Source organism: Larkinella sp. VNQ87, assembly GCF_049445795.1.
In the GTDB taxonomy this organism is placed as follows: domain Bacteria; phylum Bacteroidota; class Bacteroidia; order Cytophagales; family Spirosomataceae; genus Larkinella.
Window position 1 is genome coordinate 280,412 of the sequence record NZ_JBMSDT010000003.1, and the last position, 24,899, is coordinate 305,310.

At 53.8% G+C, this 24,899-nt stretch carries 24 protein-coding genes; 16 read left to right on the forward strand and 8 right to left on the reverse strand.

Features of this window, described 5'->3' with window-relative positions:
* Positions 1–93: 93 nt before the first annotated feature.
* From ACO2Q8_RS06370 to ACO2Q8_RS06395, 6 genes are all read left to right on the forward strand, one after another.
* On the forward strand, positions 94–630 hold the full coding sequence (locus ACO2Q8_RS06370) for a DUF2911 domain-containing protein (RefSeq protein WP_423343944.1): 537 nt from the start codon (positions 94–96) through the stop codon (positions 628–630).
* Positions 631–721: 91 nt separating this feature from the next.
* Entirely contained in the window at positions 722–2,701 is a 1,980-nt protein-coding gene (locus ACO2Q8_RS06375; protein WP_423343945.1) for a M1 family metallopeptidase, read from the forward strand.
* A 108-nt stretch (positions 2,702–2,809) separates the two neighbouring features.
* Complete coding sequence (locus ACO2Q8_RS06380; protein ID WP_423343946.1) at positions 2,810–3,637, forward strand: hypothetical protein; 828 nt, start codon at positions 2,810–2,812, stop codon at positions 3,635–3,637.
* Between the two features lie 117 nt (positions 3,638–3,754).
* Positions 3,755–5,020 (forward strand): MFS transporter, encoded by a 1,266-nt coding sequence (locus ACO2Q8_RS06385; RefSeq protein WP_423343947.1) that lies wholly within the window; start codon positions 3,755–3,757, stop codon positions 5,018–5,020.
* A 97-nt stretch (positions 5,021–5,117) separates the two neighbouring features.
* Positions 5,118–6,350: an MFS transporter gene (locus tag ACO2Q8_RS06390; RefSeq protein WP_423343948.1), complete on the forward strand. Its 1,233-nt coding sequence runs from the start codon at positions 5,118–5,120 to the stop codon at positions 6,348–6,350.
* Positions 6,351–6,589: 239 nt separating this feature from the next.
* On the forward strand, positions 6,590–7,015 hold the full coding sequence (locus ACO2Q8_RS06395) for a DUF3244 domain-containing protein (RefSeq protein ID WP_423343949.1): 426 nt from the start codon (positions 6,590–6,592) through the stop codon (positions 7,013–7,015).
* Positions 7,016–7,025: 10 nt separating this feature from the next.
* Here ACO2Q8_RS06395 and ACO2Q8_RS06400 read toward each other — a convergent pair whose 3' ends face one another.
* Positions 7,026–7,832 carry a FecR domain-containing protein gene (locus ACO2Q8_RS06400; protein ID WP_423343950.1) on the reverse strand — a complete coding sequence of 269 codons (807 nt, stop codon included), beginning with the start codon at positions 7,830–7,832 and terminating at the stop codon, positions 7,026–7,028.
* A gap of 111 nt (positions 7,833–7,943) precedes the next feature.
* On the reverse strand, positions 7,944–8,486 hold the full coding sequence (locus ACO2Q8_RS06405) for an RNA polymerase sigma-70 factor (RefSeq protein ID WP_423343951.1): 543 nt from the start codon (positions 8,484–8,486) through the stop codon (positions 7,944–7,946).
* Between the two features lie 434 nt (positions 8,487–8,920).
* Here ACO2Q8_RS06405 and ACO2Q8_RS06410 point away from each other — a divergent pair, with 434 nt between their 5' ends.
* Both ACO2Q8_RS06410 and ACO2Q8_RS06415 read left to right on the forward strand, forming a co-directional pair.
* Entirely contained in the window at positions 8,921–9,217 is a 297-nt protein-coding gene (locus tag ACO2Q8_RS06410) for an SCP2 sterol-binding domain-containing protein (RefSeq protein WP_423343952.1), read from the forward strand.
* A 34-nt stretch (positions 9,218–9,251) separates the two neighbouring features.
* Complete coding sequence (locus ACO2Q8_RS06415) at positions 9,252–10,694, forward strand: Gfo/Idh/MocA family oxidoreductase (protein WP_423343953.1); 1,443 nt, start codon at positions 9,252–9,254, stop codon at positions 10,692–10,694.
* Between the two features lie 106 nt (positions 10,695–10,800).
* On the opposite strand, the gene ACO2Q8_RS06420 is transcribed toward ACO2Q8_RS06415, so the two are convergent.
* Positions 10,801–11,187 (reverse strand): RidA family protein, encoded by a 387-nt coding sequence (locus ACO2Q8_RS06420; protein ID WP_423343954.1) that lies wholly within the window; start codon positions 11,185–11,187, stop codon positions 10,801–10,803.
* 98 nt (positions 11,188–11,285) lie between these two features.
* On the reverse strand, positions 11,286–11,999 hold the full coding sequence (locus tag ACO2Q8_RS06425; RefSeq protein ID WP_423343955.1) for a pyridoxine 5'-phosphate synthase: 714 nt from the start codon (positions 11,997–11,999) through the stop codon (positions 11,286–11,288).
* A 136-nt stretch (positions 12,000–12,135) separates the two neighbouring features.
* Here ACO2Q8_RS06425 and ACO2Q8_RS06430 point away from each other — a divergent pair, with 136 nt between their 5' ends.
* The 4 genes from ACO2Q8_RS06430 to ACO2Q8_RS06445 all read left to right on the forward strand — a co-directional run bounded on the left by ACO2Q8_RS06430 (position 12,136) and on the right by ACO2Q8_RS06445 (position 15,905).
* Positions 12,136–12,588, forward strand: coding sequence for a GatB/YqeY domain-containing protein (locus tag ACO2Q8_RS06430; RefSeq protein WP_423343956.1), 453 nt, complete (start codon positions 12,136–12,138; stop codon positions 12,586–12,588).
* Between the two features lie 78 nt (positions 12,589–12,666).
* Positions 12,667–13,254: a CvpA family protein gene (locus ACO2Q8_RS06435; protein WP_423343957.1), complete on the forward strand. Its 588-nt coding sequence runs from the start codon at positions 12,667–12,669 to the stop codon at positions 13,252–13,254.
* A complete protein-coding gene (rlmN, locus tag ACO2Q8_RS06440; RefSeq protein WP_423343958.1) occupies positions 13,251–14,306 on the forward strand; it encodes a 23S rRNA (adenine(2503)-C(2))-methyltransferase RlmN in 1,056 nt (351 codons plus the stop codon). Before ACO2Q8_RS06435 ends, rlmN begins: the two co-directional genes overlap by 4 nt.
* 183 nt (positions 14,307–14,489) lie before the next feature.
* A complete protein-coding gene (locus ACO2Q8_RS06445) occupies positions 14,490–15,905 on the forward strand; it encodes an inorganic phosphate transporter (RefSeq protein ID WP_423343959.1) in 1,416 nt (471 codons plus the stop codon).
* 83 nt (positions 15,906–15,988) lie between these two features.
* Here the strand turns inward: ACO2Q8_RS06445 and ACO2Q8_RS06450 are convergent, their stop codons facing one another.
* Positions 15,989–16,801 (reverse strand): lysophospholipid acyltransferase family protein, encoded by an 813-nt coding sequence (locus ACO2Q8_RS06450; protein ID WP_423343960.1) that lies wholly within the window; start codon positions 16,799–16,801, stop codon positions 15,989–15,991.
* 224 nt (positions 16,802–17,025) lie between these two features.
* Between ACO2Q8_RS06450 and ACO2Q8_RS06455 the strand changes: the two genes are divergently transcribed.
* Entirely contained in the window at positions 17,026–17,718 is a 693-nt protein-coding gene (locus ACO2Q8_RS06455; protein WP_423343961.1) for a porin family protein, read from the forward strand.
* Positions 17,719–17,915: 197 nt separating this feature from the next.
* Here the strand turns inward: ACO2Q8_RS06455 and ACO2Q8_RS06460 are convergent, their stop codons facing one another.
* On the reverse strand, positions 17,916–18,536 hold the full coding sequence (locus tag ACO2Q8_RS06460) for a hypothetical protein (protein ID WP_423343962.1): 621 nt from the start codon (positions 18,534–18,536) through the stop codon (positions 17,916–17,918).
* 319 nt (positions 18,537–18,855) lie between these two features.
* Between ACO2Q8_RS06460 and ACO2Q8_RS06465 the strand changes: the two genes are divergently transcribed.
* Entirely contained in the window at positions 18,856–19,230 is a 375-nt protein-coding gene (locus ACO2Q8_RS06465; RefSeq protein WP_423343963.1) for a DUF3244 domain-containing protein, read from the forward strand.
* Positions 19,231–19,287: 57 nt separating this feature from the next.
* Here the strand turns inward: ACO2Q8_RS06465 and ACO2Q8_RS06470 are convergent, their stop codons facing one another.
* Positions 19,288–20,319: an aldo/keto reductase gene (locus ACO2Q8_RS06470; RefSeq protein ID WP_423343964.1), complete on the reverse strand. Its 1,032-nt coding sequence runs from the start codon at positions 20,317–20,319 to the stop codon at positions 19,288–19,290.
* 176 nt (positions 20,320–20,495) lie between these two features.
* On the opposite strand from ACO2Q8_RS06470, the gene ACO2Q8_RS06475 reads away from it, so the two are divergent.
* Entirely contained in the window at positions 20,496–20,795 is a 300-nt protein-coding gene (locus ACO2Q8_RS06475) for a hypothetical protein (protein ID WP_423343965.1), read from the forward strand.
* On the opposite strand, the gene ACO2Q8_RS06480 is transcribed toward ACO2Q8_RS06475, so the two are convergent.
* Positions 20,792–23,104 (reverse strand): glycosyl hydrolase family 95 catalytic domain-containing protein, encoded by a 2,313-nt coding sequence (locus ACO2Q8_RS06480; protein WP_423343966.1) that lies wholly within the window; start codon positions 23,102–23,104, stop codon positions 20,792–20,794. The two genes, ACO2Q8_RS06475 and ACO2Q8_RS06480, sit on opposite strands and share 4 nt — an antisense overlap.
* 125 nt (positions 23,105–23,229) lie before the next feature.
* Between ACO2Q8_RS06480 and ACO2Q8_RS06485 the strand changes: the two genes are divergently transcribed.
* Positions 23,230–24,738, forward strand: coding sequence for a sulfatase family protein (locus ACO2Q8_RS06485; RefSeq protein ID WP_423343967.1), 1,509 nt, complete (start codon positions 23,230–23,232; stop codon positions 24,736–24,738).
* Positions 24,739–24,899 lie beyond the last annotated feature (161 nt).

The window sequence follows — 24,899 nt, forward strand, 5'->3', positions numbered from 1 at the left end:
GGGGCTGACGCAATTGCAAGTTATAAATTGCTCAAAAAGCTGCAACCAAACAAATTTTTATAACTTTCCCGCTTTCAACAAAATTATTCCACCATGAAAAAAATATTATGGATCATTGGTATTCTGGCTGTTGTCGTTCTGGTCGGTTTCTGGGGACTTCGTTCGTACACCAAATCGGCAAGCCCGGAGGCTACGGCCGAAATCAATCAAAATGGCGTTCAGGTCAAAGTCGAATATTGCCAGCCGTATAAAAAAGGGCGTAAAATTTTCGGTGGCCTGGTGCCGTACGGGGAAGTCTGGCGCACCGGTGCTAATGAAGCGACAGTGATCACACTCGATCAGAACGTGACGGTGGCCGGTCAGCCGCTGGATGAAGGTGAATACTCCCTCTGGACAATCCCATCGGAGGGGAACTGGATCGTGATTTTCAACCGCGAAACCGGCCAGTGGGGGACCAGCTACGATCAAACGAAGGACATTTTACGTGTGCCGGTGGTGTCGCGAAAACGCAACGCCGTCGCCGAACAGTTTTTTATCAGCTTTGCCCCGCAGTCGGGCGGAACCGACATGATCCTGGCCTGGGACCAGACGGAAGCCATCGTGCCGATTCGGGTGCGGGAGAATGAATGAGCGTGGGGCATAGGGGTAAGGGCAAGAGGGTATTAGGTCCGGGTTCCTTTTGCCCTCTGCCCTTACCCCTCTGCCTCTAACCCTCCGCCCCATGCCCTCTGCCACTGCTGTGAACTACCTCATCTGTCTTCTCGGTCTCTTCGGGCTGGTCTGGGACGGTTTTGCGCAGCCAAAAACCGCTTCCAGGGCACTGAGTCCACGTATTGCCAATTACCGGATTGGGGTACAATTAAATACGGAAACAAAGCGGCTGGAAGGCACCGAAACACTCATCTGGACCAATACCTCGAACGACGTTCTGCATGAATTGCAGTTTCATTTGTACCTGAACGCTTTTCGGAACGACCAATCGACGTTCATGCGCGAATCGGGAGGGCAGTTGCGGGGAGACTTCATCGACAAAGACGATTCGGAATCGTACGGCTGGATTGATTTGGTGTCGATGCAGGCCCGGTCGGCTGCGGGCGGTGTCGAAAACCTGACGAAAAAATACCGGTTTATCCAGCCCGATGATGGTAATTCCGATGACCGGACGGTGGTTCGGGTGCCGTTGAGCCAGCCGCTCGGCCCTGGTCAACGCATTACGCTTGACATCGCTTTTCGGGCCAAATTGCCCAAAATTTTTGCCCGGACCGGCTACAGCCGGGATTTCTTTCTGGTGGCGCAGTGGTTTCCGAAAATCGGCGTTTATGAAGCGCCCGGCACCCGGTACCAACCCACCGGGCCGAATGTCCGGGGCCATTGGAATTGCCACCAGTTTCACGCGCATTCGGAATTTTACGCGGATTATGGCACCTACGACGTAACACTGACAACGCCCACAAATTTCAAAATTGGGGCAACCGGTCGGCTGGTCAGCGAACGGCAAAACCGCAACGGCACGCAAACCCAACGCTGGCAGGCGGAGGATGTCGTCGATTTTGCCTGGACGGCTTCCCCGGATTTTGAGATTTTTAACGATCGCTGGCGGCACGTAGCCATCCGCGTCCTGATGCAACCCGATCACGCCAGTCAGGCCCGGCGGCACATCGACGCGGCTAAGGTGGCATTGGCGTATTTCGATAAACACCTCGGACGCTATCCGTTTACGACGCTTACCATCGTTGATCCGCCCATCTGGGGCCTGGGAGCTGCCGGGATGGAGTACCCAACGTTCATCACGGCCGGAACAAGTTGGGGCATGCCCACGGGCGTCCGGTTTCCGGAGCAGGTGGTCATTCACGAGTTTGGACACCAGTATTTTATGCAACTGCTGGCCACCAATGAGTTTGAGGAAGCCTGGATGGACGAAGGATTCAACCAGTACTACGAAGGCCGGATGATGGACGAAATCTACGGGCCAAAATCGTCGGTGATCGATTGGCTGGGCTTTCGGATGGGCAACCTGGAATTGTCGCGGGCTTCTTTTGTTCACCTCGATCTGCCGTCGATTGCTCCTTCGTTCGGTAACGTCTGGGAATTGCCCGATGACTATTACGGCGAACTGATCTACTCTAAACCGGCCACCTGGATGCGTACGCTCGACGGGCTGGTGGGCCGATCCGTAATGGATGAAATCATGCGGACGTATTTCAACCGCTGGCAATTCAAGCATCCCAACGCACAGAATTTCATTGCTATTGTCAACGAAGTGGTCACCAAACGGCTGGGAACACGGTTTGGGCCGAACCTGAACTGGTTTTTCGATCAGGTTTTGTACGGTACTCAGGTATGTGATTATGAGCTACATGCGGTTCGGAATACGCGGCAGGGCGAAGGCTACCGGTCGGTCATTACGGTGTATCGCCGGGGCGAAGCGCAATTGCCCGTGGAGGTGCGGGTGCATTTCGAAGACGGAAAGGAGCAGTTGTTGCGGTGGGATGGCAAAGCCCGCACCCACACGTTCACGCTCTCGCAACCGACCCGCGCCGAGTGGGCCAAAGTCGATCCGGAACAGAAAATTTACCTGGATGTGAATTTTAACAATAACAGTTACACGCTTCAACCTCCGGCCAGTCCGGCGGCCAAGTATGCGGCAAAGCTGATGTTCTGGGTGCAAAACTGGATGCAATGGCTGGCGTGGCTGGGCTGAGGTGAATGATGAGTTATGAATGATGAACGATGAATTATTGATAGACGGAGTTTCAGGGTGGTTATGCTGATCGTCAGTGCTTTTAAAGTTGTTTTACGGTCGTGGCGGATGGTCCTGTGGTTATATGGGGTTAATTTTTTGCTGGGCCTGTTGGTGCTGCTGCCGTCATATGCCGCGCTTCGGACCGAAATGGGGTCGTCACTGGAATACCTGAAGCTGCTCGACGGTTTTGACTACACGGTTTACAGCGATTTCCAGCATTGGAATGGCTCAATTATCGATCCACTATTGTCGGTAAGCTTCTGGCTGGGCGGTTTTTATTTGTTGCTGAGTATCTTCTTTTCAGGCGGTATTCTCCTGTATGTAACGCCTTCCGCAACTCGTCAGCCGCGGTTTCGTGTCAGCCAGTTTTTATCAGCCAGCGTACAGACCTTCGGGCGGTTTTTTCGCTTGTTTCTTGGTGTAATTGGGGGAATCACCTTGCTGGCGTTCCTCGGGTTGTTCATCGGAGCCTTGCTTCTAAGCGGCCTGAGTGATACCTTGAGCGAACAGGAGATGATTTACCTGCTGCTGGGCTGCCTGCTGGTATTCTCACTTTCTGCGTTGCTGGTCGTTTGTGTCGGCGATTATGCCAAAGTCAAGTTGTTTCGCCGGGATGAAAACCGGGTGATGGAAGTTTTTGGGCAGGCAATGCGGTTTATCTTCACTCATTTTCGATTAGTTTTCGGATTTTATTTGGTTCTACTAAGTATCGGAGCGGCCGGTTTTGCCATCTACCTATTGATCGACTCCCAGGTGAAAACCGGCGGTTGGGCAAGCCTGGTCGTCTGGTTCCTGATCCAGCAATGCTTTATTTTTTCGAGAGTGTTTCTGCGAGTCTGGACCCTGGCGACGGCCGTGCAGGTGGTAGCTGATCATGACCGGCAAGTCCTTTAGAAGTCTTCTGATCAAGACCCTAAGGATTCTGTTTTCCTGAAATTGATTTTTGCCAACTGTGGCTAAATCGATAAATTGCCAAGTATTATTTTATTCTGATAACTTTTTACCAAACAAATGCAGTCTACAGTTCCTCCTCCCACGAAAGTTTCTTACAAAGCGTTGTTCGGTCTTCCGGTTATTGTCGCTGCGCTGGGGTATTTCGTCGATATTTACGATCTGCTGTTGTTTGGCATTGTTCGGGTTCCGAGCCTGAAGGACCTGGGGCTTAATGACGAACAAATTTCCCGCGTGGGCGCCATGATCCTGAACTGGCAGATGGGCGGTTTGCTCATCGGCGGCATTTTGTGGGGTGTGCTGGGTGACAAACGCGGGCGGCTTTCCGTACTCTTCGGCTCCATCATCACCTATTCGTTGGCCAACATCGCCTGTGGTTTCATCGATAAAGTGACGTTCATGGATCCGATTACCTATTATGCGGCCATGCGATTTATTGCGGGCGTCGGGCTGGCCGGGGAACTGGGCGCGGGCATTACACTCGTTTCTGAAGTATTGCCGAAAAACCTGCGGGCCATCGGTACCTCGCTGGTGGCCGGAATCGGGTTGTTCGGGGCGGTTTTTGCGTATTTTACCGTTGAGCTATTCAACTGGCAGAATGCGTTTCTGATCGGGGGCGGTATGGGAATTGGCCTGTTGCTGCTGCGGGTCGGCGTGATCGAATCCGGCATGTTTACGGAAGTGTCGGAGCAGAAACACGTTCAGAAGGGTAATTTCTTCGCGTTTTTTACCAATGCGAGCCGGTTTTCGCGCTACATGAAGTGCATCGGGATCGGCCTGCCCACTTGGTTCGTCATCGGTATTTTGGCCACGTTCAGCAACGAATTCGGCAAAGCCTTCGGCATTACGGAACCCGTAAAACCCGGGCTGACGATCATGTGGTGCTACATCGGGCTGGCCTTCGGCGACCTGGCGAGCGGAGTCATTAGCCAGGGCCTGAAGTCGCGGAAGCAGGCCGTTTCGCTGCTGATGGGCTTTACACTCGTCGTCAGCCTGGTTTACATCTATATAAGACCGGGCACCGTCGATAGCCTGTATTTGTACTTCCTGGCAATGGGCTTCGGCATTGGCTACTGGGCCATGTTCGTGACCATCGGGGCCGAGCAGTTTGGGACCAACCTCCGGGCTACGGCTGCCACCACCGTGCCGAACATGGTCCGCGGAACGGTTATTCTAATGACCAGCCTGTATACGTACCTGAAACCGTCCGTCGATGTGGTCAATGCCGGGGTGGCCGTCGGCATCCTGAGTTTTGCGCTGGGTTTCTATTCGATCCTGACCATTCCGGAAACGCATGGCAAGGACCTTAATTATTTGGAGGAGTGAAGAGAAAATTATGAGTTATGAATTATGAGTTATTTGCTTTGCGATGGCTAATCCATAATTTATCATTCATAATTCATCGTTCATAATTTATCGTTTCATGCCCCCTACTTCTTCATCCACCAGCTTCCGTCCGCTGTTTACGTTGCCGGTTATTGTAGCCGCTTTGGGGTATTTTGTGGATGTGTACGATTTGCTCCTGTTCAACATCGTTCGCGTGCCGAGCCTGAAAGATCTCGGGCTGGACGAAAAACAGGTGTCGGTTATCGGCGGAACGGTTTTGAACTGGCAGCAGGCCGGTTTGTTGCTCGGCGGGATTCTATGGGGTATTCTGGGCGACAAACGCGGCCGACTTTCGGTCTTATTCGGTTCTATCATCACCTATTCCGTTGCCAACATTGCCTGCGGTTTTGTACAGGACGCCAACACCTATGCGTTGCTGCGGTTTGTGGCCGGTCTGGGTCTGGCGGGTGAGTTGGGGGCCGGAATTACACTTGTTTCCGAAATTCTGCCGAAAGAGCTCCGGGGCTACGGCACCTCGCTGATCGCGGGCGTGGGCTTGTTCGGGGCCGTCGTGGCTTATTTCACGGTCGTGCTGTTCGACTGGCGGACGACGTATTTCATCGGGGGTGGCTTAGGGTTACTGCTGTTGCTGCTGCGTGTGTCGGTTTTTGAGTCGGGTATGTTTCTCAAAATCAAGGAACAAACCGTTCAGCGGGGCAATTTCTGGTCGCTGTTTACCAATGGCAGGCGGTTGTTAACGTACCTGCGCTGCATGGGTCTGGCCGTGCCGACCTACTTCGTGATTGGTATTTTGGCGACGTTCAGCAACGAGTTTGGCAAAGCACTCCGGATTGCCGAGCCAATTGCGCCGGGCCGGGCCGTGATGTTTACGTATATCGGCATGGCGGTGGGCGATCTGGCCAGTGGCCCCCTGAGTCAATGGTTTCATTCACGCCGACGGGCCATCGGGGCGCTGATGCTGTTGAACCTGTTTTTTGTTGCGATTTATCTCTTCGGCGGTATTTCGTCGATCTCGCTGTTTCACGCCGTTTGTGTCGGACTCGGTTTTTCGATTGGGTACATTGCCCTGTTCCTGACGGTTTCGGCCGAACACTTTGGAACCAACCTGCGAGCCACGGCGACCACTTCCATCGCCAACAACGTTCGGGCAACTACGTTAGTTACTATTCCACTTTTCCAAAGCCTCAAACCGTCCCTGGGTGTCATAGGCTCGGCGTCTGTCGTCGCATTCGGCTGTTTCCTCATCAGCTTCTGGTCCCTGGCGACGCTGGACGAAACGTATGGGAAGGATTTGAACTACACGGAATAGTCAGTCTTGAACCGGTATTACGCGGATTAAAGGATTCACTACGATCTAAAAGATTGCGGTAGCCATCCTGGTTAATCCTTTAATCCGCGTAATCCAAGTTCAAGACTACTCCGTGCAATCCGGGTTCAGGACCGCTTATCCTCAATTTCGGCCATTTCTCCCAACTTTCCGCGCCCGGGGTGTGCTACAGACATCTTTTTCGTGAATTAGAACAGTAAACAACAAATCTTCTGAACACCATGAAAACGATTGTCCGCACAGCCCGTGCTCTGATGCTGGGTGCCCTTCTGATCGCCGGAACGACTGCTGTTGCCCAACTTAAATCGCAGGAGAAACCGTTCCTGGTCGCTACATATCCGTCGGCTGACCCCATGAAATTGTGGATGAACATCCAACGGAATGATACCAAAAGCAAAATCATCGTGCGGTTGCTCGACCAGCAAAACCGGGTGGTTTTTTCGGAAAGCCTGCCTAAAAATCAGGAAAAGTACCGGCAACGGTTTGACATGAGCCAGATGATGGATGGTTCGTATACACTCCAGGTAACCAATGGCAGCGAAACGGTTGAAAAAGCGTTTCAGGTAAAAACGTCCGGCATTCAGGAGCGTTTGACGGAGCGTGTGCTGACCGTCGTACCAACGGGGGAGCAATGGACGGGAATGTAAGCCCTGTTGGTCAGTTATTCCCCGGCAAAGTACGGGTATTGACCTCAGAGGCCCATCCCGTGTAAGGGGTGGGATTGACATGTCGGCGGATCAACTGTGTTGATCGTTCGTCGTATTCGACCATATCGCCCGGTTGCAGCGTGTATTTCTTTGTGTCTCCGAGCAACCTCGAATAATAAACGAGAAAGTTGGCCTGGCCTTCCTCCACCAAAACCTCGACCTTTTTATCGCGGTTGTTGACATAGATCCGGGCTTTTTGTGCTTCGATGACCACATGGTCACCCACATGAATCTGCAATCGAAAGCCGATGGGCTGCGGACTGACTTCAATGACCGCTTCGCCGTCTACCCAGATATTGCGGTTGGGCCCCGACCAGTCGGCGGAGACACGCACGCTGGCATTCTTATTCAACAGAACCGTTGACCGATCGGCCAGTTCTGCCCGCATGGCCTGCTCCGATCCAGATTGATAAATGACATCGGCGGGCAGTTGAGTTTGGCGCAGAAAACGGATGCCGAGCCCTAGAGCGATCAGACAGCCTACCCAGATGGCAATGCGGAGAACCTGTCGGCCAATTGTGTGATACAGGGGCGGCTCAGCTTCAATGGGTAAATCTTTGGTTTGTCGGGCAATCCCGTGCCACATCCGCTGCCAGTCGGGGGTTTCGATGCCAGTAATGGATGGATTGCTCCATTGTTTCCGCATCAGCCCGCGCAAATGTGCTTCATTGTCCGGATTCTGTAACCACCTGACTACCCACTGCGCTTCTTCCGGGCTGCATTCGTTCCGAACGTATTTAACCAGCAATTCATCCATTTTCAAAGAGTGAAAGAGCGAATGAGTGAAATCGGACCGCCGAAGCGGAGCGAAAGACTTACCAAGAGATAACAACCTAGCGGAGCCTTTCGCTCTTCCGCACTTTCACAATTAATACGTGTGTCGTTCAAAATAAGTGCCGAGCGTGTCGTAGGCCTGGGCCAGATGATCTTCAATGGTGCGGGTTGAAAGGTTCATGCGGTCGGCAATCTGCTCGGCAGTGTACCCTTCGTGGCGGCTGAGGAGGTAAATTTCGCGACGGCGTGGGGGAAGTTGCGCAACCGCCTGTTGATAAAGTAGTTCCAGTTCCTGATACAACACCTCTTCTTCCGTGTCGGTACCCGACTGTGTCGTCAGCCGTTGTAGAATTTCCTGGGGCTGGCATTGGCTGTGTCGTTCCCGAAAAGCAGCCAGCATCAGCCCATAGGTCATCGTGAATAAATAGCCATTCAGCGGAATATCTTCGTCCAGCGAACGCCGACGTTCCCAAAGAGACGTAAACACATCGCGCACCACCTGTTGAGCCGCTTCCGGCGATTTTAAGAAGCTGATGGAGAAGTAATAAATCCGTTGCACGTAGCGATCATACACGCGCCGGAAAGCAGTTGGGTCAGCGTTTCGTAATTGTCGGAGAAGAGTTTGTTCAGCTTGCATTCTCAATACACGTTATTCCGTCCAAACGGTTAAATTATCGGACGTCAACAATCAGGTAATGGCCCGACCCACCCCGGATTTCCTGATCTTTCTTCTCTTCTGGTGATCTGGTGACATCGTTCCTTCGCTTCTCCGGCCAAGAGCGTGTAAGAATGTCATGGAACCGATTCCTGGTAAATAAACTAGCCTGACTGTACAAATTGCGGGAATTTAAACGCACAGAACAGCCGAAAAAGCAGGGAAGGAGAGCGTCACTGCCTAAGTCGGACGTTGTGGAAGACCGTTCCATCGGTACAGAGAAAATGCAGATTAGTTTAGGAGGTAATTACCGGTTTGAACTTACTAAAATTTTCGGTATTCCGGACATATTTGACGAAAAAACCAATAGTTTTATTAGTAATTGTCCTATTTTGCCCCCTGAAACAACCAAACATATGGATTTACAGGAGTTCACAGAGGAGATTCGTCGCCGGATCGGTGCCGACAGCGGATTGAATGCTACTGTCAAACTGGCTACCGATCAGGGCGTTATTTACATCGATGGTCGCCAGACGCCGACTATCGTTTCCAACGACGATGCCGAAGCCGATAGCACCATTAAGGTCTCGCTGAGTGATTTGCAGAAGCTGGGAACCGGCGAATTGAACCCGATGACTGCCTTTATGTTTGGCAAACTGAAAGTACAGGGCGATATGGGGCTGGCCATGAAAATCGGACAGAAATTAGGTTAAGCGCAACGCACGTTCATTGCTAAATCCTGCTTCCATGAAATTTGCCTCTCTTTCCCGCCGAAAATTCCTTCAGGGCAGTACGCTGGCGGCTGCCGGTTTTACCATCGTGCCGCGTCATGTGCTGGGTGGCCCCGGTTTTGTGGCTCCCAGCGATAAACTGAACATCGCTGCTGTCGGCTGCGGGGGGAAAGCCGACGTGAACATCCGGCTCGCGTTCAACAACGGTTCGGATAACATCGTGGCCTTGTGCGATGTCGATGATCGGCAGGCCAAAAAATACCGGGCCCAGTTTGCCAACGCGCCATATTTCAAGGATTACCGGCAGTTATTCGACAAGGAAGCGAAAAACTTCGACGCGGTGATCATCTCGACGCCTGACCACATGCACGCGCCGATTGCGATGGCGGCCATGCAGTTGGGCAAACACGTTTACTGCGAAAAACCGCTCACGCACGACATTTACGAAGCCCGGATGCTGACCGAAGCCGCCCGCAACTACAAGGTAGTGACGCAAATGGGCAACCAGGGCAGCAGCGGAGACGATACGCGGAAAGTCGAAACCTGGATTCAGAAGGGCCTGATCGGTCATGTGCATACCGTCAATTGCTGGACCAACCGGCCGGTTTGGCCGCAGGGCGTGCGGTCGCCGAAAGACAAAGGCGAATCGCAGCCGGTTCCGGCGGAGGTCGATTGGGAATTGTGGCTCGGTACGGCCCCGCTTCGCGAGTATCACGAAGCTTACATGCCGACCCGCTGGCGGGGCTACTGGGACTTTGGCACCGGCGCGCTGGGCGACATGGGTTGCCACTTCATGGACGTACCGTTCCGGGCGCTGAAACTGAAATACCCGACTTCGGTCGAGTGCAGCGTGGGTTCGGTATACTCCGATTTCTTCAAAGAGGCCTTTTACGATGATGTGTGCCCGCCCTCGTCGGCCATTCACCTGACGTTTCCGTCGGACGACCGAAAGGTGAAGGAGATTAAATTTTCGTGGTACGATGGCGGTATTCGTCCGCCCCTGCCGGAAGGCATACCGTACGAAAAAGTATTTACGAATATCGACGGCGGGATTATGTTCATCGGCAGCAAAGGTATTCTGGTCGCCGAATTGTTTGGCAATAATCCGCGACTGTTTCCGGAAGAAAAATTTGGAGACAAAAAACTACCTGATCCCGAAAAACCGCTGGTGGAAGGCAAAACCGAAGGCCACCAGCAGCAATGGGTGAAAGCCTGCAAGCAAGGTTACGGCGCGTATACCAGCTCGTCGTTTGACGAAGCCGGGCCGCTGACCGAAACCGTGCTGATGGGCAACCTGGCGACGCGCAGCTACCTGTACCGCGAACCCAAAACCGGTGGGGGCTACACGTTCCCCGGCCGCAAGAAACTCTTCTGGGACGGTGCCAATATGAAAATCACCAACTTCGATTACGCCAACCAGTTTGTTAAACGGCAATACCGGGGAAGTTACACGCTTTGAATAACCCTGACAGCGGCTGAAAGCCCTGTCAGCGGTGGAAAGAGCGAATTTTCGGAGGATTGGAATAAACCCATTGAACAACCGCTGACAGGGCTTTCGGCCGCTGTCAGGGTTTGGACCGCACGGCCACGGCTTCAATTTCGATCAAAAAACCGTAGTGCAGGGCGTTGGTCGGAACCACGGATCGAGCCGGTTGATGTGCTCCGAAAAAGTCGGCATAAACCGTATTGACCTGGTCCCAGAGCGAAATGTCGGCGATATAAACCGTCGTTTTCAGCACGTGGTTTCGGTCGCTTCCGGCGGCTTTCAGAATGGCGTCGAGGTTTTCCAGCGCCTGCCGACTCTGCTCTTCAACCGAACCGGTGATTTTCTCCTTTGTCACCGGATGAATCGGCAACTGACCGGACACAAAAATCAGATCGCTCCAGACCGTAGCCTGAGCATAATGCCCGGCCGGCAGCGGGGCGTTGGGCGTTTCGATGGATTCGAGCATGGTGGAGACGAAATATGTTAGACAAGAGACGTCAGACAAAAGAATAAAAAATCGTGTTAACTGTCTTTCTTCTCTTGGCTCATGTCTCTTGTCTCTACTTATTCTAACTCTTTCAAATACAATTGAATCGTGTTTTCCAGGCCGAAGTAGAGCGCATCGCTGATGAGGGCATGGCCGATGGATACTTCGAGTAAACCGGGAATATGTTGCTGAAAAAACCGCAGATTTTCCAGACTTAGGTCGTGTCCGGCGTTCAGGCCCAGACCGAGTTCCTGCGCCAGTTTGGCCGCGCGGATGAAGGGCTCGATGGCGGCTTCGCGGTTTTCGGCGTACTGGGCGGCATACGGTTCGGTGTAGAGTTCGATCCGGTCGGCCCCGGTTTCTTTAGCGCCCCGCACCATTTGCTCGTCGGCATCGACAAAAATGGAAACCCGGGTGCCCAGGTGTTTAAACCGATTAACCAGATTTGTCAGGTACAGCCGGTGCTTTATGGTATCCCAACCGGCGTTGGACGTAATGGCGTCGACGGCATCAGGCACCAGTGTCACCTGTTCGGGCCGAACCCGCGTCACCAGCTCGATAAACCGCTCGTCGGGATTGCCTTCGAGGTTGAACTCGGTGGTCACTACTTTTTTCAGGTCCAGCACGTCCTGGTACCGAATGTGCCGTTCGTCGGGGCGCGGGTGAACCGTGATGCCCTGCGCGCCAAACCGCTCACAATCGATGGCAACGTTGACCACATTCGGATTGTTGCCGCCCCGCGAATTCCGGAGCGTGGCAATTTTATTGATATTGACACTCAAACGAGCCATCTTTTCAATGAAGAGTGAAGAGTTATGAGTTAAGAGTTGTTAACAAGCCCAACCTGTTTTCGTAACTTTGCCGAACTTTTATTGGTTCCGGGTTAAGCAACTCTTAACTCTTCACTCTTAATTCATAACTCTCAAAATGGCGCTGAAACAACAGATCGATACTGACATCAAGGAAGCGATGAAAGCCAAAGAGCAGGACCGGCTGCGGGCCTTGCGGGCTATTAAGTCGCTGATTTTGCTGGAAGAAACCAAAGACGGAGCCGCCGGTGGTGACCTCAAACCGGAAGACGAACTGAAGCTGCTGACCAAAGCCGTCAAACAGCGCCGGGATTCGGCCGACATCTACCGGACCCAGGGCCGCGAGGATCTCCTGCAGAACGAGCTGGCGGAAATTGCCGTGATCGAAAAATACCTGCCGCAGCAACTGTCGGAAGACGAACTGAAAACCCGCCTGCAGGCCATCATCGCCCGCGTTGGCGCTACTGGCCCGTCGGATTTGGGCAAAGTGATGGGCATTGCGACCAAAGAACTGGCCGGTCAGGCGGAAGGGAAAGCCATTTCGGCGATGGTCAAGAATTTGCTGAGTTAACGTACCCACGGGCTTTAGCCCGTTTGATCCTTGATAAGTAAAATGCTAAGGCACACGGGCTAAAGCCCGTGGGTACGTATGAAAATTCTCGACATCATCATTCTGATTACGCTGCTGTATGGCGCTTACAACGGCTACCGCAAGGGCTTGCTGGTGGAAATCGTCGCCATTGTGGCGTTTATCGTCGCCATGATTGTCGGGTTTAAGTTTCTGGGTTTTGGGATCGACTTGCTGGCCCCGTACATCAGCCTGGAACTGGCCCGGCGATTGCTGCCGTGGCTGGGCTTCTCCATTATTTTTTTTCCAACGGTTTTTCTGATCAACCGCATGGGGTTTTCGCTGCGCCAATCGCTGAAATACACTTTGCTGGGTACGTTCGACAGCCTGGCGGGCGCGGCCGTCGGAATTTTTACGTGGGTGTTCGGAATTAGTGTAATGCTCTGGTTGTTAACCTGGATGGGGATACGGATGCCCGCAAAACACACGCAGGAAACCTACCTTTATCCCGTGGTGAAGCCCATCGCGCCGAAAGTCATGGATGTAACGTCCGGCTGGATTCCGATCGGGACGAACTGGATTCGCAAACAAAAAGAAGAATTTTCGCGAAGCTGGTCCGACGAGCAACCGGACGAGGAGAGCGCGGAGCGTGAGGACAACGAAGGATGAGTACGACGAAGCAAGACATACGAAAACTCAACGAGGAACAACTGAAAACCTGGCTAACCGGCCACGGTGAGCAGGGTTTTCGCTCGAAACAAATTCAGGAATGGCTCTGGAAACGGTCGGTGCGGACGTTCGAGGAGATGACCAACCTGTCGTTAAAAACGCGGCAGTTGCTGGCGGAGCATTTTGAAGTCCGCACGCTGTCGGTAGCCCGGCAACAGCAAAGCGCCGACGGTACCATCAAGTCGTCGTTTCGGCTTTACGACGGTAATCTGGTCGAGGGCGTGTTGATTCCGGCGCTACGGAAAGACGAGGACAACCGGATGACGGCCTGCATCTCGTCGCAGGTGGGCTGCTCGCTGACCTGCAAATTCTGCGCGACGGGCTACATGGACCGCAAACGGAATCTGGAAGCCAGCGAAATGGTCGATCAGGTGGTGGCCATCGACCAGCAGGCCCGCGAAACCTACGGCACCGGTTTGACCAACATCGTCTACATGGGTATGGGCGAACCGCTGCTCAACTATGCCAACATGCTGGAGTCGGTGGAGCGGATTACCTCGCCGAACGGCCTGGGTATGGCGGCCAAACGCATCACGGTTTCGACGGCCGGGATTGCCAAGATGATCAAAAAACTGGGCGACGATCAGGTGAAGTTCAACCTGGCGCTGTCGCTGCACGCGGCCAATGATGAGAAGCGCAACCAGATCATGCCGATCAACGAGAGCAACTCGCTGCCCGCGCTGGCCGAAGCGCTGAACTACTTTTACAAAAAAACCGGTACGCGGGTGACGTTTGAGTATATCGTGTTCAACAACTTTAACGACTCGTTGCAGGACGCCAAAGAACTGTGGCAATTCACGAAGAAAGTACCGGCGAAAGTCAACATTATTGAGTATAACCCGATTGCTGAAGCGGACTTCCGGAATACGGAGGCTCAAAAGCTCGACCAGTTTGCCGGTTTTCTGGAAGACCGGGGCGTGGTGGTCAACATCCGCCGGAGCCGGGGTAAGGACATCGATGCCGCCTGCGGACAACTCGCCGGAAAACAGTAAGCGACCTTCGGAATGTGCAGATTTCAAGCTTATCCAAATAAAGTACAAAATGGCATAATTTTGGAAAATGGGGCGGTTATTGCTTAACATTTCCTTAACATTGCCCTCAAAAGTTTGCCGTACTTTTGAGATAAAATTGACTGAGTATTTCGACAAAGCTCAGTCTCACAGACTTGTACCTGCATGTTCGGATTAGAAACGGATATTTTTATCCTCCTCGCTCTTTGCCTCTTTGCTGCCTGCGCGTTTGAATTTGTCAATGGATTTCACGATACCGCCAACGCCGTGGCTACGGTTATTTATACAAACTCCCTGAAACCCAACGTCGCCGTGGTTTGGTCGGGGATTTGCAACTTTGTCGGCGTTTTGCTGGGCGGTATTGGCGTAGCAATGGGGATTGTGAACCTGCTGCCGGTCGAATTGCTGGTCGATCAGAACGTCTATCACAGCATTGCAATGGTGTTGGCGCTACTCTTCAGCGCCATTATCTGGAACCTCGGAACCTGGTATTTCGGGTTACCGAGTTCGAGTTCGCACACGCTGATTGGTTCCATTCTGGGCGTCGGATTGGCTTTCTCAACCATGGGTGCTGCGGGCGAACGCGGGGGCGTCAACTGGGAGGAGGCCGAAAAAATCGGGAAAGCCCTGTTACTGTCGCCATTGATTGGTTTTAGTCTCGCTATCATCCTGATGTTTTTGCTGCGCCGACTGGTGGGCAACAAAGAGTTGTTCAAAGAGCCTAAAAAAAATACCCCTCCGCCGACCTGGATTCGCTCGATTTTGATTTTAACCTGTACGGGCGTCAGCTTTTTCCACGGTTCGAACGACGGCCAGAAAGGGGTGGGGCTGATCATGCTGATCCTGATTGGAATTACACCAACGTATTTTGCGCTGAATAACACCGTCGATCCGACCATGATGCGGGGAAACCTGACACAGATCGCCCAAATCGTCAACCGAATCGATACGACGGGCTTGTCGGATACCGACCGGGGGCGGCTCGCCAGTACAAAAGCCGAACTGCTCGACTTGCAACGGGTACTGAACCTGCCGCTGGAAGACGGTAAGTTCAAAGCCAGCGAACGGTTACAGATTCGCCGGGATCTGCTGTTGATCAACAACAACGTCAAGAAGCTCACCGAAAGCGAAGATGTCGAACTGAGTGCCAGCGACATCAATACGCTTTCCTCGAATCTGAGTGAGAAAACCGGGTTGCGCCGGTTTACGGATTACGCACCACTCTGGGTTATTCTGATGATCGCGCTGTCGCTCGGGTTGGGAACGATGGTCGGCTGGAAGCGGATTGTGGTCACCATTGGCGAAAAGATCGGTAAGCAACACCTGACCTATGCCCAGGGCGCTTCGGCCGAGTTGGTAGCCGCCACGACCATTGCCCTGGCGACGCTCTACAAAGCGCCGGTCAGCACCACGCACATGTTGTCGTCGGGGATTGCCGGGAGTATGGTCGCCAGCAAAGGGATCAAAAATCTGCAGGGCGGCACCGTCCGGAACATCGCCCTCGCCTGGGTCATGACGCTGCCGGTTTCCGTCACCCTGTCGTTTACACTCTATCTCCTTTTCCGCTGGATTCTGGACTAGTACCCACGGACTTTAGTCCGTGTTTTTTAGCTGGAAACTCGAATAGTTTAGAAAAAAAACACGGACTGAAGTCCGTGGGTACGTCAGAGCCACGTCAATTTTTGCTTCGGAATTTCCTGTTCGATCGCCTGCCGCACTTTCTCGACCAGGGCTTCCACCGACTCGTCGGCATCGTAGGGCATCGGCGGTTTGAAGCGCACGCTCAGTTGCGTATTGCGTTTTTTCAGCCGTAATCCTTTCTTGTCGAACGCCCGGCGAAACCCGTTGATCACGACGGGAATGACAATCGGATGGGTATTCTTCAAAATGTGCGCCGTGCCTTTTCGAATTGGCGCGTATGGGCTGGTCGTCCCCTGCGGGAAGCTGATCACCCAGCCGTGTTCGAGGGCCAGCGCAATGCGCTCACTAGCCGTATCATCGACTTCCCGCTTCACATCCTGCCCCTTGGCTCGCCACGACCGTTCGATCTGGATCGCACCGCCCAGCGCAAACGCCCGGGGCACCAAACCGCCTTTCATCGTTTCACTGGCCGCTACGTAATAATTCCGGGCGCGGGGCCATAGCAGGTAAACCGGCGGCACAATTGAATTGCGAAAGCCCCATTTTACACTGCAAAAGATGTGGTAAAAAGCAATCACATCGGCAAAATACGTCTGATGGTTCGACAGGAAAATGACGTTGTTGACGGGCAGGTTCGCCAGATGCTCTGTGCCTTCAATCGTGAGTTTGTTGTAAAGAGTATACCGGAAATAGGTAATCCAGCCGACAACAGCCATCAGGATCCGTTTGATAAACAGAGAGTTGCCAAAAGGATCTTTCTCAAAAAAACCGGCAAAGTCCAGCCAGGCAAGTGGCCGGGGCAGAAAACTATAACAGGTTGGCTTTTTAGAAATCATCGGATCAGGGCATTGGACACTGGAAAGTAAAGCTAAATAATCAATACAATGTTTTCGGTAAAAAGTACTACAGATGCCGGATTTGGGGAAAATTTACTAAAAAAGAAAAAGCCGATTAATCCATTGCCGTCGGCGTTTGTCAAAGCATCAGCTTGCCAAACCAGAACGGCCTGACCGTACGGCCGGAGTTGGCAGGGATTGACAAACCAACCTTTTTATCGATCATGAAACGATTGACATGGGCCGCTTTTGTGGCGCTGACGTTCATTTTTATCCAAACCGCATCGGCCCAGGTACAGGTCGGGTTTCGGGCGGGTGCCAACTGGGGCGCCGTCTCGAAACCCGAATTTCTGGACCAGTTTTCTCCCACCTTTCGGTTGTCGCCCGGCCCAACGGGGGCGGTTTTTCTGGAAGTGCCGGTCAGCAACCGCGTCAGCATCCGGCCCGAGTTGGCCTACATTCAGAAGGGCTTCGTGATCGATGAAGGGTTTGACATCCCGATTGGCAATTGGGAGCTTCCGCTGGGCGCGCGCGTAGCCTACCAGACACATTACCTGGAACTGCCGGTTTTGGTAAAAATCAACCTGAATGAAGGCCCCGTGCAAGTTTATCTGCTGGCCGGGGGCGCGGCAGGCTATGCGCTCGACGGCCGGGTTCGGGCCCGAACGAGCGGTATTTTTCGCAGTCAACCGATGAATCTGGGCATGGATCTGGATGCCTTCGGCTATAACCGCTGGGATTTCAGCGCCATTGGCGGGCTGGGCCTAAGCGCCGAAGCGGGTCGGGGTAAGTTCTTCGTCGAAGCGCGTTACGAACACGGTTTTTCCCGCCAATACGATTTGCCCATCCTTCAACTCCCCATCCGCAACCGGGGTCTGAGCGCATCGATTGGGTATGCGTTTACGATTGGAGAGTGAAGCAGATATAGCAATATCGAATAATGAATATTGAATAGCGAATAATGAAGTAATTAGGCATTGTACATTTCGGTGTTCGTTATTCGATATTCATTAAAAATTCTTAAAGAGCGTTTGTGTGTGTTTAAGGGTTAGAGTTGAACTGGAAAAGCCCGGGGCGTGTGCACCGGGCTTTTTTGCGTCCGAAGATACATGGGTTATAAAACGCCCTTCACAAATCCCAGTACACTGTCGAGCTGGCCTTTGACGGCGGGTTCGGCGGCTTTGGCGAGTGGCCCGCCTTTGCTTAGCTTCGACAAACCACCCAGGGCGGAGGTGATGAGCGAATTGCCCTGGCTGGCGCTGTTGCCAGCCAGGACGGACAAGCCGGATTTGATCAGGTTCAGGTTGCTGGTCAGGCCGCTAACTTTAGAGACGAGGTTGCCGCCCCCCATCAGTTTTTCGACCTGGTTGGCTCCCAGCGCCATTTTCGCCAGGCTGACGGCTTTCTGCAATACATCCCCTTTCAATAAACCGCTCTGTGCGAGCGGCAACAGCTTTTTCAGATTGCCGACTTGGCCCAGCAGTTTGTCTTTCAGGCTCCCCGTGCTGCTTTTGGCTTCGGTTTCGAGGGCGGTCGTGCCTTCCTGCAAGGCTTTGACGGTTTCGGCTTTATCGCCTTTGGCATTCGACGCGACGGCTTTGTCGAGCAGGGAGACGATGGACTCCGCACTGATCTGAACAACTGAAGAAGTTGTTGCCGGCTGGGTGGCCGCTGTGGCAGACAACGGGCCGGATAGGGTCAGTAAAACAGCCAGACTAATCGCAATTTTTTTCATAGAACAGCATGTATGGATTTTAATGGGCTTTCAAATAGACAAGAAAGTTAATGTTTTTACAAGCATCAATGGTGCCAGAACGTACCTTCCAGTAAGAAAGGACAGACCGAAGCGGACGTACGTGTCCGCGATTTGTCCGCAACTGAACAGCCACTGTCCGGCTCCGTACACTTTTTGAAAATGGTTACATTGTTAATGCCTTGATAGATAGGCAATTAAAATTCCTGGAATGCATTGGCACGCTGTTGGCATCTATCAATGCGAACACGTAAACAACGATACTAGAAATAAACAACACTAACTGTAAACAACAAATATCATGATGACTTTACTGAGTAACCTGATCTGTGCCGCTCTTCTGAACACGACTTCTGTTGATCCTGCTGCGGCTCCCAAATCCCTGTCGTTCGATGCCAGCGCCTACGTAACCGTGAACAACCAGATTCGGGTGGCGGTCGAAAAAACGGCGGCTGAACCGGTTTTGATCGTACTGCGCGATCAGAAAAACCGGGTGCTGTTTGAACAGTTTGTGGGCAAGAAAGCACAGAAATACGCCGTCAAACTGGATGTTGCCGGACTGGCCGATGGAACCTACGAACTGGAAGTGAAATCGAAGGACGGAAGCATCCGGAAAGCCGTGAACCTGGGTTCGCAACCGGTCGAATCGCCAACGCGTCTGGTGGTGATGAAATGAGAGCAGACGGTTTTGACAAGATAAAAAAGGCCAGGGACGACCTGGCCTTTTTTAATTTCAATGCAGGTATTTTTTCCGGTCGCCGTGCTGGCGTTCGATCATCCAGCCGGGGTACTCAGGGGCCAGTTTGCTGACTTCATCGAGTTTCTGCAACTCCTCGGCGCTCAGAACCACGTCGACAGCTTTGATATTATCGTCGAGTTGGTCGGGATTCTTAGCCCCAATGATCACCGTCGTCACGGCGGGTTGGTGCAGCAGCCACGCCAGCGCGATCTGCGCGGCCGAAACGCCTTTGCCGGTCGCTATCGGTTCCATCACGTCAATGATGTCGTAGGCTTTTTCCTTATTGACAGGCGGAAAATCGAACGAGACCCGGCGCGCGTCGTCCGGTTGTTTGTTTCGGCCGTATTTGCCACTTAGCAAACCGCCCGCCAGCGGACTCCAGACCATCAAACCGACTTTCTGATCGAGCAGCAGCGGCACGAGTTCGCGTTCCAGATCCCGCCCGGCAATGGTGTAATAGGCTTGCAGGGATACAAACCGGGCCAGGTCCTTGTGGTCGGCGTAGGCCAGCGCCTTCATGAGGTGCCAGGCGGCCAGGTTGCTGCATCCGATGTAACGGACTTTCCCGCTGCGCACCAAATCATCGAGTGCCCGGAGGGTCTCTTCGAGCGGGGTCAGGGCGTCGAAACCGTGAATCTGGTAGAGGTCGATGTAGTCCGTTTTTAATCGGCGCAGGCTTTCGTCGGCCTGGTTCAGAATGTGCTTGCGGCTCAGACCGATCTGGTTCGGCCCTTCGCCCATTTTACCCCGGACTTTGGTCGCCAGCACAAGGTCATCGCGCTTCAGGCCCAGGTTATGAATGGCCTGTCCGGTCAGTTCTTCCGACCGGCCTTCGGCATACACATTGGCCGTGTCGATAAAGTTGATGCCCGCATCGACGGAGCGTTTCAGCAATTGATCGACCGGTTCCTGATCCAATTGACCAATGGACGCCCACATACTCGTTCCGCTTCCGCCGAACGTCATGGTGCCCAGACACAGTTCGGACACCAGCAAGCCGGTGTTTCCCAGGAGGTTGTACTTCATACGTTTGTGATTTTAGTGGAGGTTTTTACGGGTTACAGCTTACGGTTTTCAGTTAAGTAGTTGTTGTACAATAAGTTGTATTTGGAGTAAACTGAAAACCGTTTTCGTAAACTGCGTGTTGTGATTCTAACAAAAGCCCGCACAAATCGTTTCAATAGACAAATGATCTTTCTGTTATGCGCCCGGTTTTGGTAGTTCTTGCTTTGAGTTTGTACGCGGTGGCGGGGTATGGTCAGGATACCACCCGGCAGCAAAATCCGCAGCGTCCTACTACAATTGCCCCCGTCGTGACGCCTTCCAACAGTGTTCCGCTGACAGCCCCGGCGGCTGATCCGGTTTCAACGCCCGGAACCGTCATCAATCCGCGCGAAAACCGGGGCAAACGTAAAGTGCGCATCGTTCCGCCGAGCGAACCCAATGCGTTTGGTGTGGGTGCGGCTTTCGAAAAGAAAGACACCACTCGCCGGAAAGACTAATGGCCGCTTTGCAGCGTCACGGAGCCTCCCGATTTTAGGCTTAGCTTGACAAAACCGGTTTCGGCCAGTTCGACGGTAGCTTGCTGGGCGGTTTTTACCAAATACGAACCCGCCGGAAACTTCAGGCGCGTGGTTCCGCCTTTTTCCGACTTTACCGTAATCTCATCCGGTTTTCCGGCGCTTCGCCGGGCGCTGACCAGAAAAGCGCCTTCCGCACGTAAATCCGTAAAACCGACTTCCTGCCAGTCGGCTGGAATGGCCGGAAAGAGTTCAATAAAACCGGCGTAACTCTGCAACAGCATTTCCTGCAACCCGGCGGCAAACGCAAAATTCCCTTCCAGCGTAAACGGCCGGTACGAAAACTTCGATTTGCCCGATTTGGTCTGATCCCCGTTCAAATGAAACGAATTGACCGAGCAGAACGCGGAGGCAAACGTGCGCAGGGCGTCGGCGGCCCCCGTTCCGTCTTTGGCCCGCGCCTTCAGACTACCCAGCCAGGCGTAGGAATACCCGCACCACCAGTCCGGCCCGACGCGGTCGAGCAGCGCCAGTGAGTTCCGGATGATTTGCTGCGAGGTTTCGCCGTCTTCCCACCGGATCAGCCCCAGCGGATGGATCGCCATGACGTGCGAAAAATGCCGGTGCGATTCGTTGTAGGGCAAACTGGCCGCAAACATCAGTTCTTTCTGCTCACTCAGCGCAAACGCTCCCCACTGATTCTGAATGGTTTGCCAGTGTTGGGCATCGGCGGTGTTGCCCAAGGTTGTTGCCATTTCGGCAGCGGTTTTAAAGACAAACTTCATCAGGGCGAGGTCGTAATTGGTGTTGGTCAGAAACCAGGCTTGCAGGCTGTTGTTTTTAATCTCCGGGCTCGAACTGATGGGCAGTTTGCGTTGGCCGTTTTCGTCCAGCACCGTGAGTTGTTCGAGGTGTTGTGCGACGCCTTTTACCCATGGATACGCCCGTTGCCGCAGGAAGTTTTCGTCCTGGCTATACCGCCAGTGCAGATCATAGTGCTGGGCCAGCCAGGCCGAAACCGTGGGCGACAGCGAATACTGAATCCAGCCGCCCATTTCCTTGCCGGTCAGCGTCGTAACGCCCGGAACCGCCAGGCCGTCGGTGCCGAAATACCGCTTCGTGTACTCCTGATACGTCGCCCGGTTTTCGTCCAGGTGGTTGAGGTAGCCGATGCTTTCGTCGAGGTGGTTGCCGCTGTAGCTCGGCCAGTAGCTGAGTTGCGTGTTCAGATCGTGGTGGTAGTCGCCTTTCCAGGGCGGAATCCGGCCGTTGTCGGCGGTCCAGACGGCTTGCAGCGAAATCGGCGGAGCGTCGGCCCGGGCCGTAGCGCCGAACTTGTAGGTTTCCAGATACCACTGTTTCAGCAACAGTGAATCCGGAACCTGCACCGACGATTTTGACCAAAACCGCTGCCACCAGGATTGATGGGCCGCCAGATCATTTGCGTAGGTCCGGCTGGCTAAGGGCTGTGGTGGCGCGGTTGGCCGGTTTTTCTTGTTGGGAAAATCCGACGAGATCGTCCAGCTTCCTTCGACGCTCGTACCCTGCTGCTGCCATTGCACCGTTACTTCGTACGAAAAACCGCCCCAGCCTTCCTGCCGGTAGGTGATGCGGTTTTTTTGTTTCGTCACCTGGCCCTGTTGGTAGCCCAACCGGACCAGATCGTCGCCGTCGACCACCGCGTTTTCGGCTTTTTTCTGAATCGACTTTCCGTACGCGGGCGGAATGAGTTTAGGCGAAAACCGCCCCGGAACGTTGTCAAACCGAAACCAGCCCACCGGCTCCGTCGCGTGGACGAACGAGCGCAATACCGTGCCGTTCTGCCAGGTAACCTCGGCCACGGCATCCTGAATCAGCAGTCGGGCCGCTTTTACCGGTCCCCAGCGTTGGCTATTGAATTCCAGAGCCGCCCCCGGAATTTTGGTCGGGCCGGGTTCCTGGTCGTACGGTTTATCGAAATACTCCTGAACAATTTTGTAGTCTTTTTTGAGCACCTGTCCCTCCACCCAGCGGTAGCTGAACTCGGGCCGGTCGAGGCCCTTCATCGGCCGCAGGTCCCAGAGATCGGCGCGGTCCAGCGAAAACCGCATTCGCTGGTCTTTCTGCCAGATCAGTACGCCCAGCATGCCGTTGCCCAGCGGCAGGGCTTCGTCCCAGCGGTTGGGGAGTTGCGGAAAGCGTAAATCGTACGGCGTAGGGTGAAGGGCTTGGGCGTTTAGAGACCGGCTGATCAGCAGAAAACCGTACAGCAAGCCGGGCCAAAACCGGCGAATCCAGGAGCAATAAGTCATGTGGGGTTAGGAAAGTACGCGTTCAAAGCCGTTCTGTAGGCGGCATAAATTGGGAATTTCCAGCAAAATTTCCTCAATTAGCCGTGCATTTTTCCGCTAACCCGGCTCCTGATTTGCCATCGTCTATGAAAAACCGCCTGCTTTCATTCCTCCTGACCCTGTTGACGTGGGTTGCCCAAGCCCAGTCAAAACCGAACATTGTCCTGATTTATGCCGACGATCTCGGTTACGGTGACCTGAGTTGTTACGGAGCCACGAAACTGAAAACGCCCAACATCGACCGGGTGGCCGCCGAAGGGCTGCGCTTCACGAATGCCCACGCGACCTCGGCCACCTGCACACCCTCCCGGTTTTCGCTCCTCACCGGTCAGTATGCCTGGCGAAAAACCGGCACCGGCATTGCGCCCGGGGATGCCGCCCTGCTGATTCCGACCGACTGGCCGACCTTGCCTGCCATCCTGCAACGGGCGGGTTATCAGACGGGCGTGGTGGGTAAATGGCACCTCGGCCTGGGGCCGAAAGGCGGGCCCGACTGGAACGGCGACATCAAACCGGGGCCGCTGGAAATCGGGTTCAATTATTCATTCCTGCTCCCGGCTACGGGCGACCGTGTGCCCTGCGTGTACGTGGAGAACCGCCGGATTGTCGGACTGGACCCTGCCGATCCGGTTCGGGTCAGTTATAAAGAGCCGATTGGCAACGAGCCGACGGGCAAAGCCAATCCGGAGTTGCTGAAAATGAAGTATTCGCACGGTCACGACCAGACGATTGTGAACGGCGTCAGCCGAATTGGGTACATGAGCGGGGGTAAAACCGCCCGCTGGGTGGACGAAGACATGGCCGACGTGCTGACCGGCAAGGTGAATCAGTTTATCGAACAGCATCAGCAAAAACCGTTTTTCATTTATTTCTCGACCCATGACATTCACGTGCCCCGGATGCCACATTCGCGGTTTGTCGGAAAAAGCAGGATGGGGCCGCGCGGGGACGCCATTCTGCAACTGGACTGGTGCGTGGGCGAAGTCATGAAAACGCTGGACCGGCTGGGGCTGAAAAAGAACACACTGGTCATTATCAGCAGCGACAACGGCCCGGTGGTCGACGATGGCTACCAGGATGAGGCTGTAGCTAAACTGAACGGCCACCGACCAGCGGGGCCGTTGCGGGGCGGCAAATACAGCGCCTTCGATGCCGGAACGCGGGTGCCGTTCCTGGTTCGCTGGCCGGGGCAGGTAAAACCGGGTACGTCGGATGCGCTGCTGAGCCAGGTCGATCTGCTGGCATCGCTGGCTGCGCTGACGGGGCAAAAACCGGCTGATAACGAAGCGGTTGACAGCTTTAACAGTTTGAATGCGTTGTTGGGAAAAGACAGAAAAGGCCGGGAATACGTGATTGAACAGGCGCTGAACAACACGCTTTCCATCCTGAAAGGCGACTGGAAGTATATCGAACCGAGCAACGGTCCGAAGCGGATGGTGCAGACCAATACCGAATCTGGTTACGATCCACAACCGCAGTTGTATGACCTGAAAACCGATCTGGGTGAGACTCGCAACGTGGCCGCCCAGCACCCGGACGTGGTGAACGAACTGGCCGGCTTGCTAAAAACCGTGCGCGAAAAAGAAATCCGGTAGTGAAAAAAGAAAGCCAGACGACCGAAGTCACCTGGCCCTTTTCGTCGCTTCCTAAACGGTTATTTTTTCAATCAGGTACCTTTCACAGTATCCCCGGTTAGCAGCGACTTAATACATACATAACAAGGCTGGTGAGGAATTGTTTTTAGAGTGAGGAAAAA

Coding starts and splice junctions, on each gene's coding strand:
- ACO2Q8_RS06400 (WP_423343950.1), bottom strand. CDS start 7,832: ATGGATGAATTGCTGGTTAAATACGTTCGGAACGAATGCAGCCCGGAA.
- ACO2Q8_RS06460 (WP_423343962.1), bottom strand. CDS start 18,536: ATGAAAAAAATTGCGATTAGTCTGGCTGTTTTACTGACCCTATCCGGC.
- ACO2Q8_RS06370 (WP_423343944.1), top strand. CDS start 94: ATGAAAAAAATATTATGGATCATTGGTATTCTGGCTGTTGTCGTTCTG.
- ACO2Q8_RS06415 (WP_423343953.1), top strand. CDS start 9,252: ATGAAATTTGCCTCTCTTTCCCGCCGAAAATTCCTTCAGGGCAGTACG.
- ACO2Q8_RS06430 (WP_423343956.1), top strand. CDS start 12,136: ATGGCGCTGAAACAACAGATCGATACTGACATCAAGGAAGCGATGAAA.
- ACO2Q8_RS06480 (WP_423343966.1), bottom strand. CDS start 23,104: ATGACTTATTGCTCCTGGATTCGCCGGTTTTGGCCCGGCTTGCTGTAC.
- ACO2Q8_RS06450 (WP_423343960.1), bottom strand. CDS start 16,801: ATGATTTCTAAAAAGCCAACCTGTTATAGTTTTCTGCCCCGGCCACTT.
- ACO2Q8_RS06420 (WP_423343954.1), bottom strand. CDS start 11,187: ATGCTCGAATCCATCGAAACGCCCAACGCCCCGCTGCCGGCCGGGCAT.
- ACO2Q8_RS06375 (WP_423343945.1), top strand. CDS start 722: ATGCCCTCTGCCACTGCTGTGAACTACCTCATCTGTCTTCTCGGTCTC.
- ACO2Q8_RS06485 (WP_423343967.1), top strand. CDS start 23,230: ATGAAAAACCGCCTGCTTTCATTCCTCCTGACCCTGTTGACGTGGGTT.
- ACO2Q8_RS06475 (WP_423343965.1), top strand. CDS start 20,496: ATGCGCCCGGTTTTGGTAGTTCTTGCTTTGAGTTTGTACGCGGTGGCG.
- ACO2Q8_RS06425 (WP_423343955.1), bottom strand. CDS start 11,999: ATGGCTCGTTTGAGTGTCAATATCAATAAAATTGCCACGCTCCGGAAT.
- rlmN (WP_423343958.1), top strand. CDS start 13,251: ATGAGTACGACGAAGCAAGACATACGAAAACTCAACGAGGAACAACTG.
- ACO2Q8_RS06445 (WP_423343959.1), top strand. CDS start 14,490: ATGTTCGGATTAGAAACGGATATTTTTATCCTCCTCGCTCTTTGCCTC.
- ACO2Q8_RS06405 (WP_423343951.1), bottom strand. CDS start 8,486: ATGCAAGCTGAACAAACTCTTCTCCGACAATTACGAAACGCTGACCCA.
- ACO2Q8_RS06395 (WP_423343949.1), top strand. CDS start 6,590: ATGAAAACGATTGTCCGCACAGCCCGTGCTCTGATGCTGGGTGCCCTT.
- ACO2Q8_RS06470 (WP_423343964.1), bottom strand. CDS start 20,319: ATGAAGTACAACCTCCTGGGAAACACCGGCTTGCTGGTGTCCGAACTG.
- ACO2Q8_RS06435 (WP_423343957.1), top strand. CDS start 12,667: ATGAAAATTCTCGACATCATCATTCTGATTACGCTGCTGTATGGCGCT.
- ACO2Q8_RS06380 (WP_423343946.1), top strand. CDS start 2,810: ATGGTCCTGTGGTTATATGGGGTTAATTTTTTGCTGGGCCTGTTGGTG.
- ACO2Q8_RS06455 (WP_423343961.1), top strand. CDS start 17,026: ATGAAACGATTGACATGGGCCGCTTTTGTGGCGCTGACGTTCATTTTT.
- ACO2Q8_RS06410 (WP_423343952.1), top strand. CDS start 8,921: ATGGATTTACAGGAGTTCACAGAGGAGATTCGTCGCCGGATCGGTGCC.
- ACO2Q8_RS06390 (WP_423343948.1), top strand. CDS start 5,118: ATGCCCCCTACTTCTTCATCCACCAGCTTCCGTCCGCTGTTTACGTTG.
- ACO2Q8_RS06385 (WP_423343947.1), top strand. CDS start 3,755: ATGCAGTCTACAGTTCCTCCTCCCACGAAAGTTTCTTACAAAGCGTTG.
- ACO2Q8_RS06465 (WP_423343963.1), top strand. CDS start 18,856: ATGATGACTTTACTGAGTAACCTGATCTGTGCCGCTCTTCTGAACACG.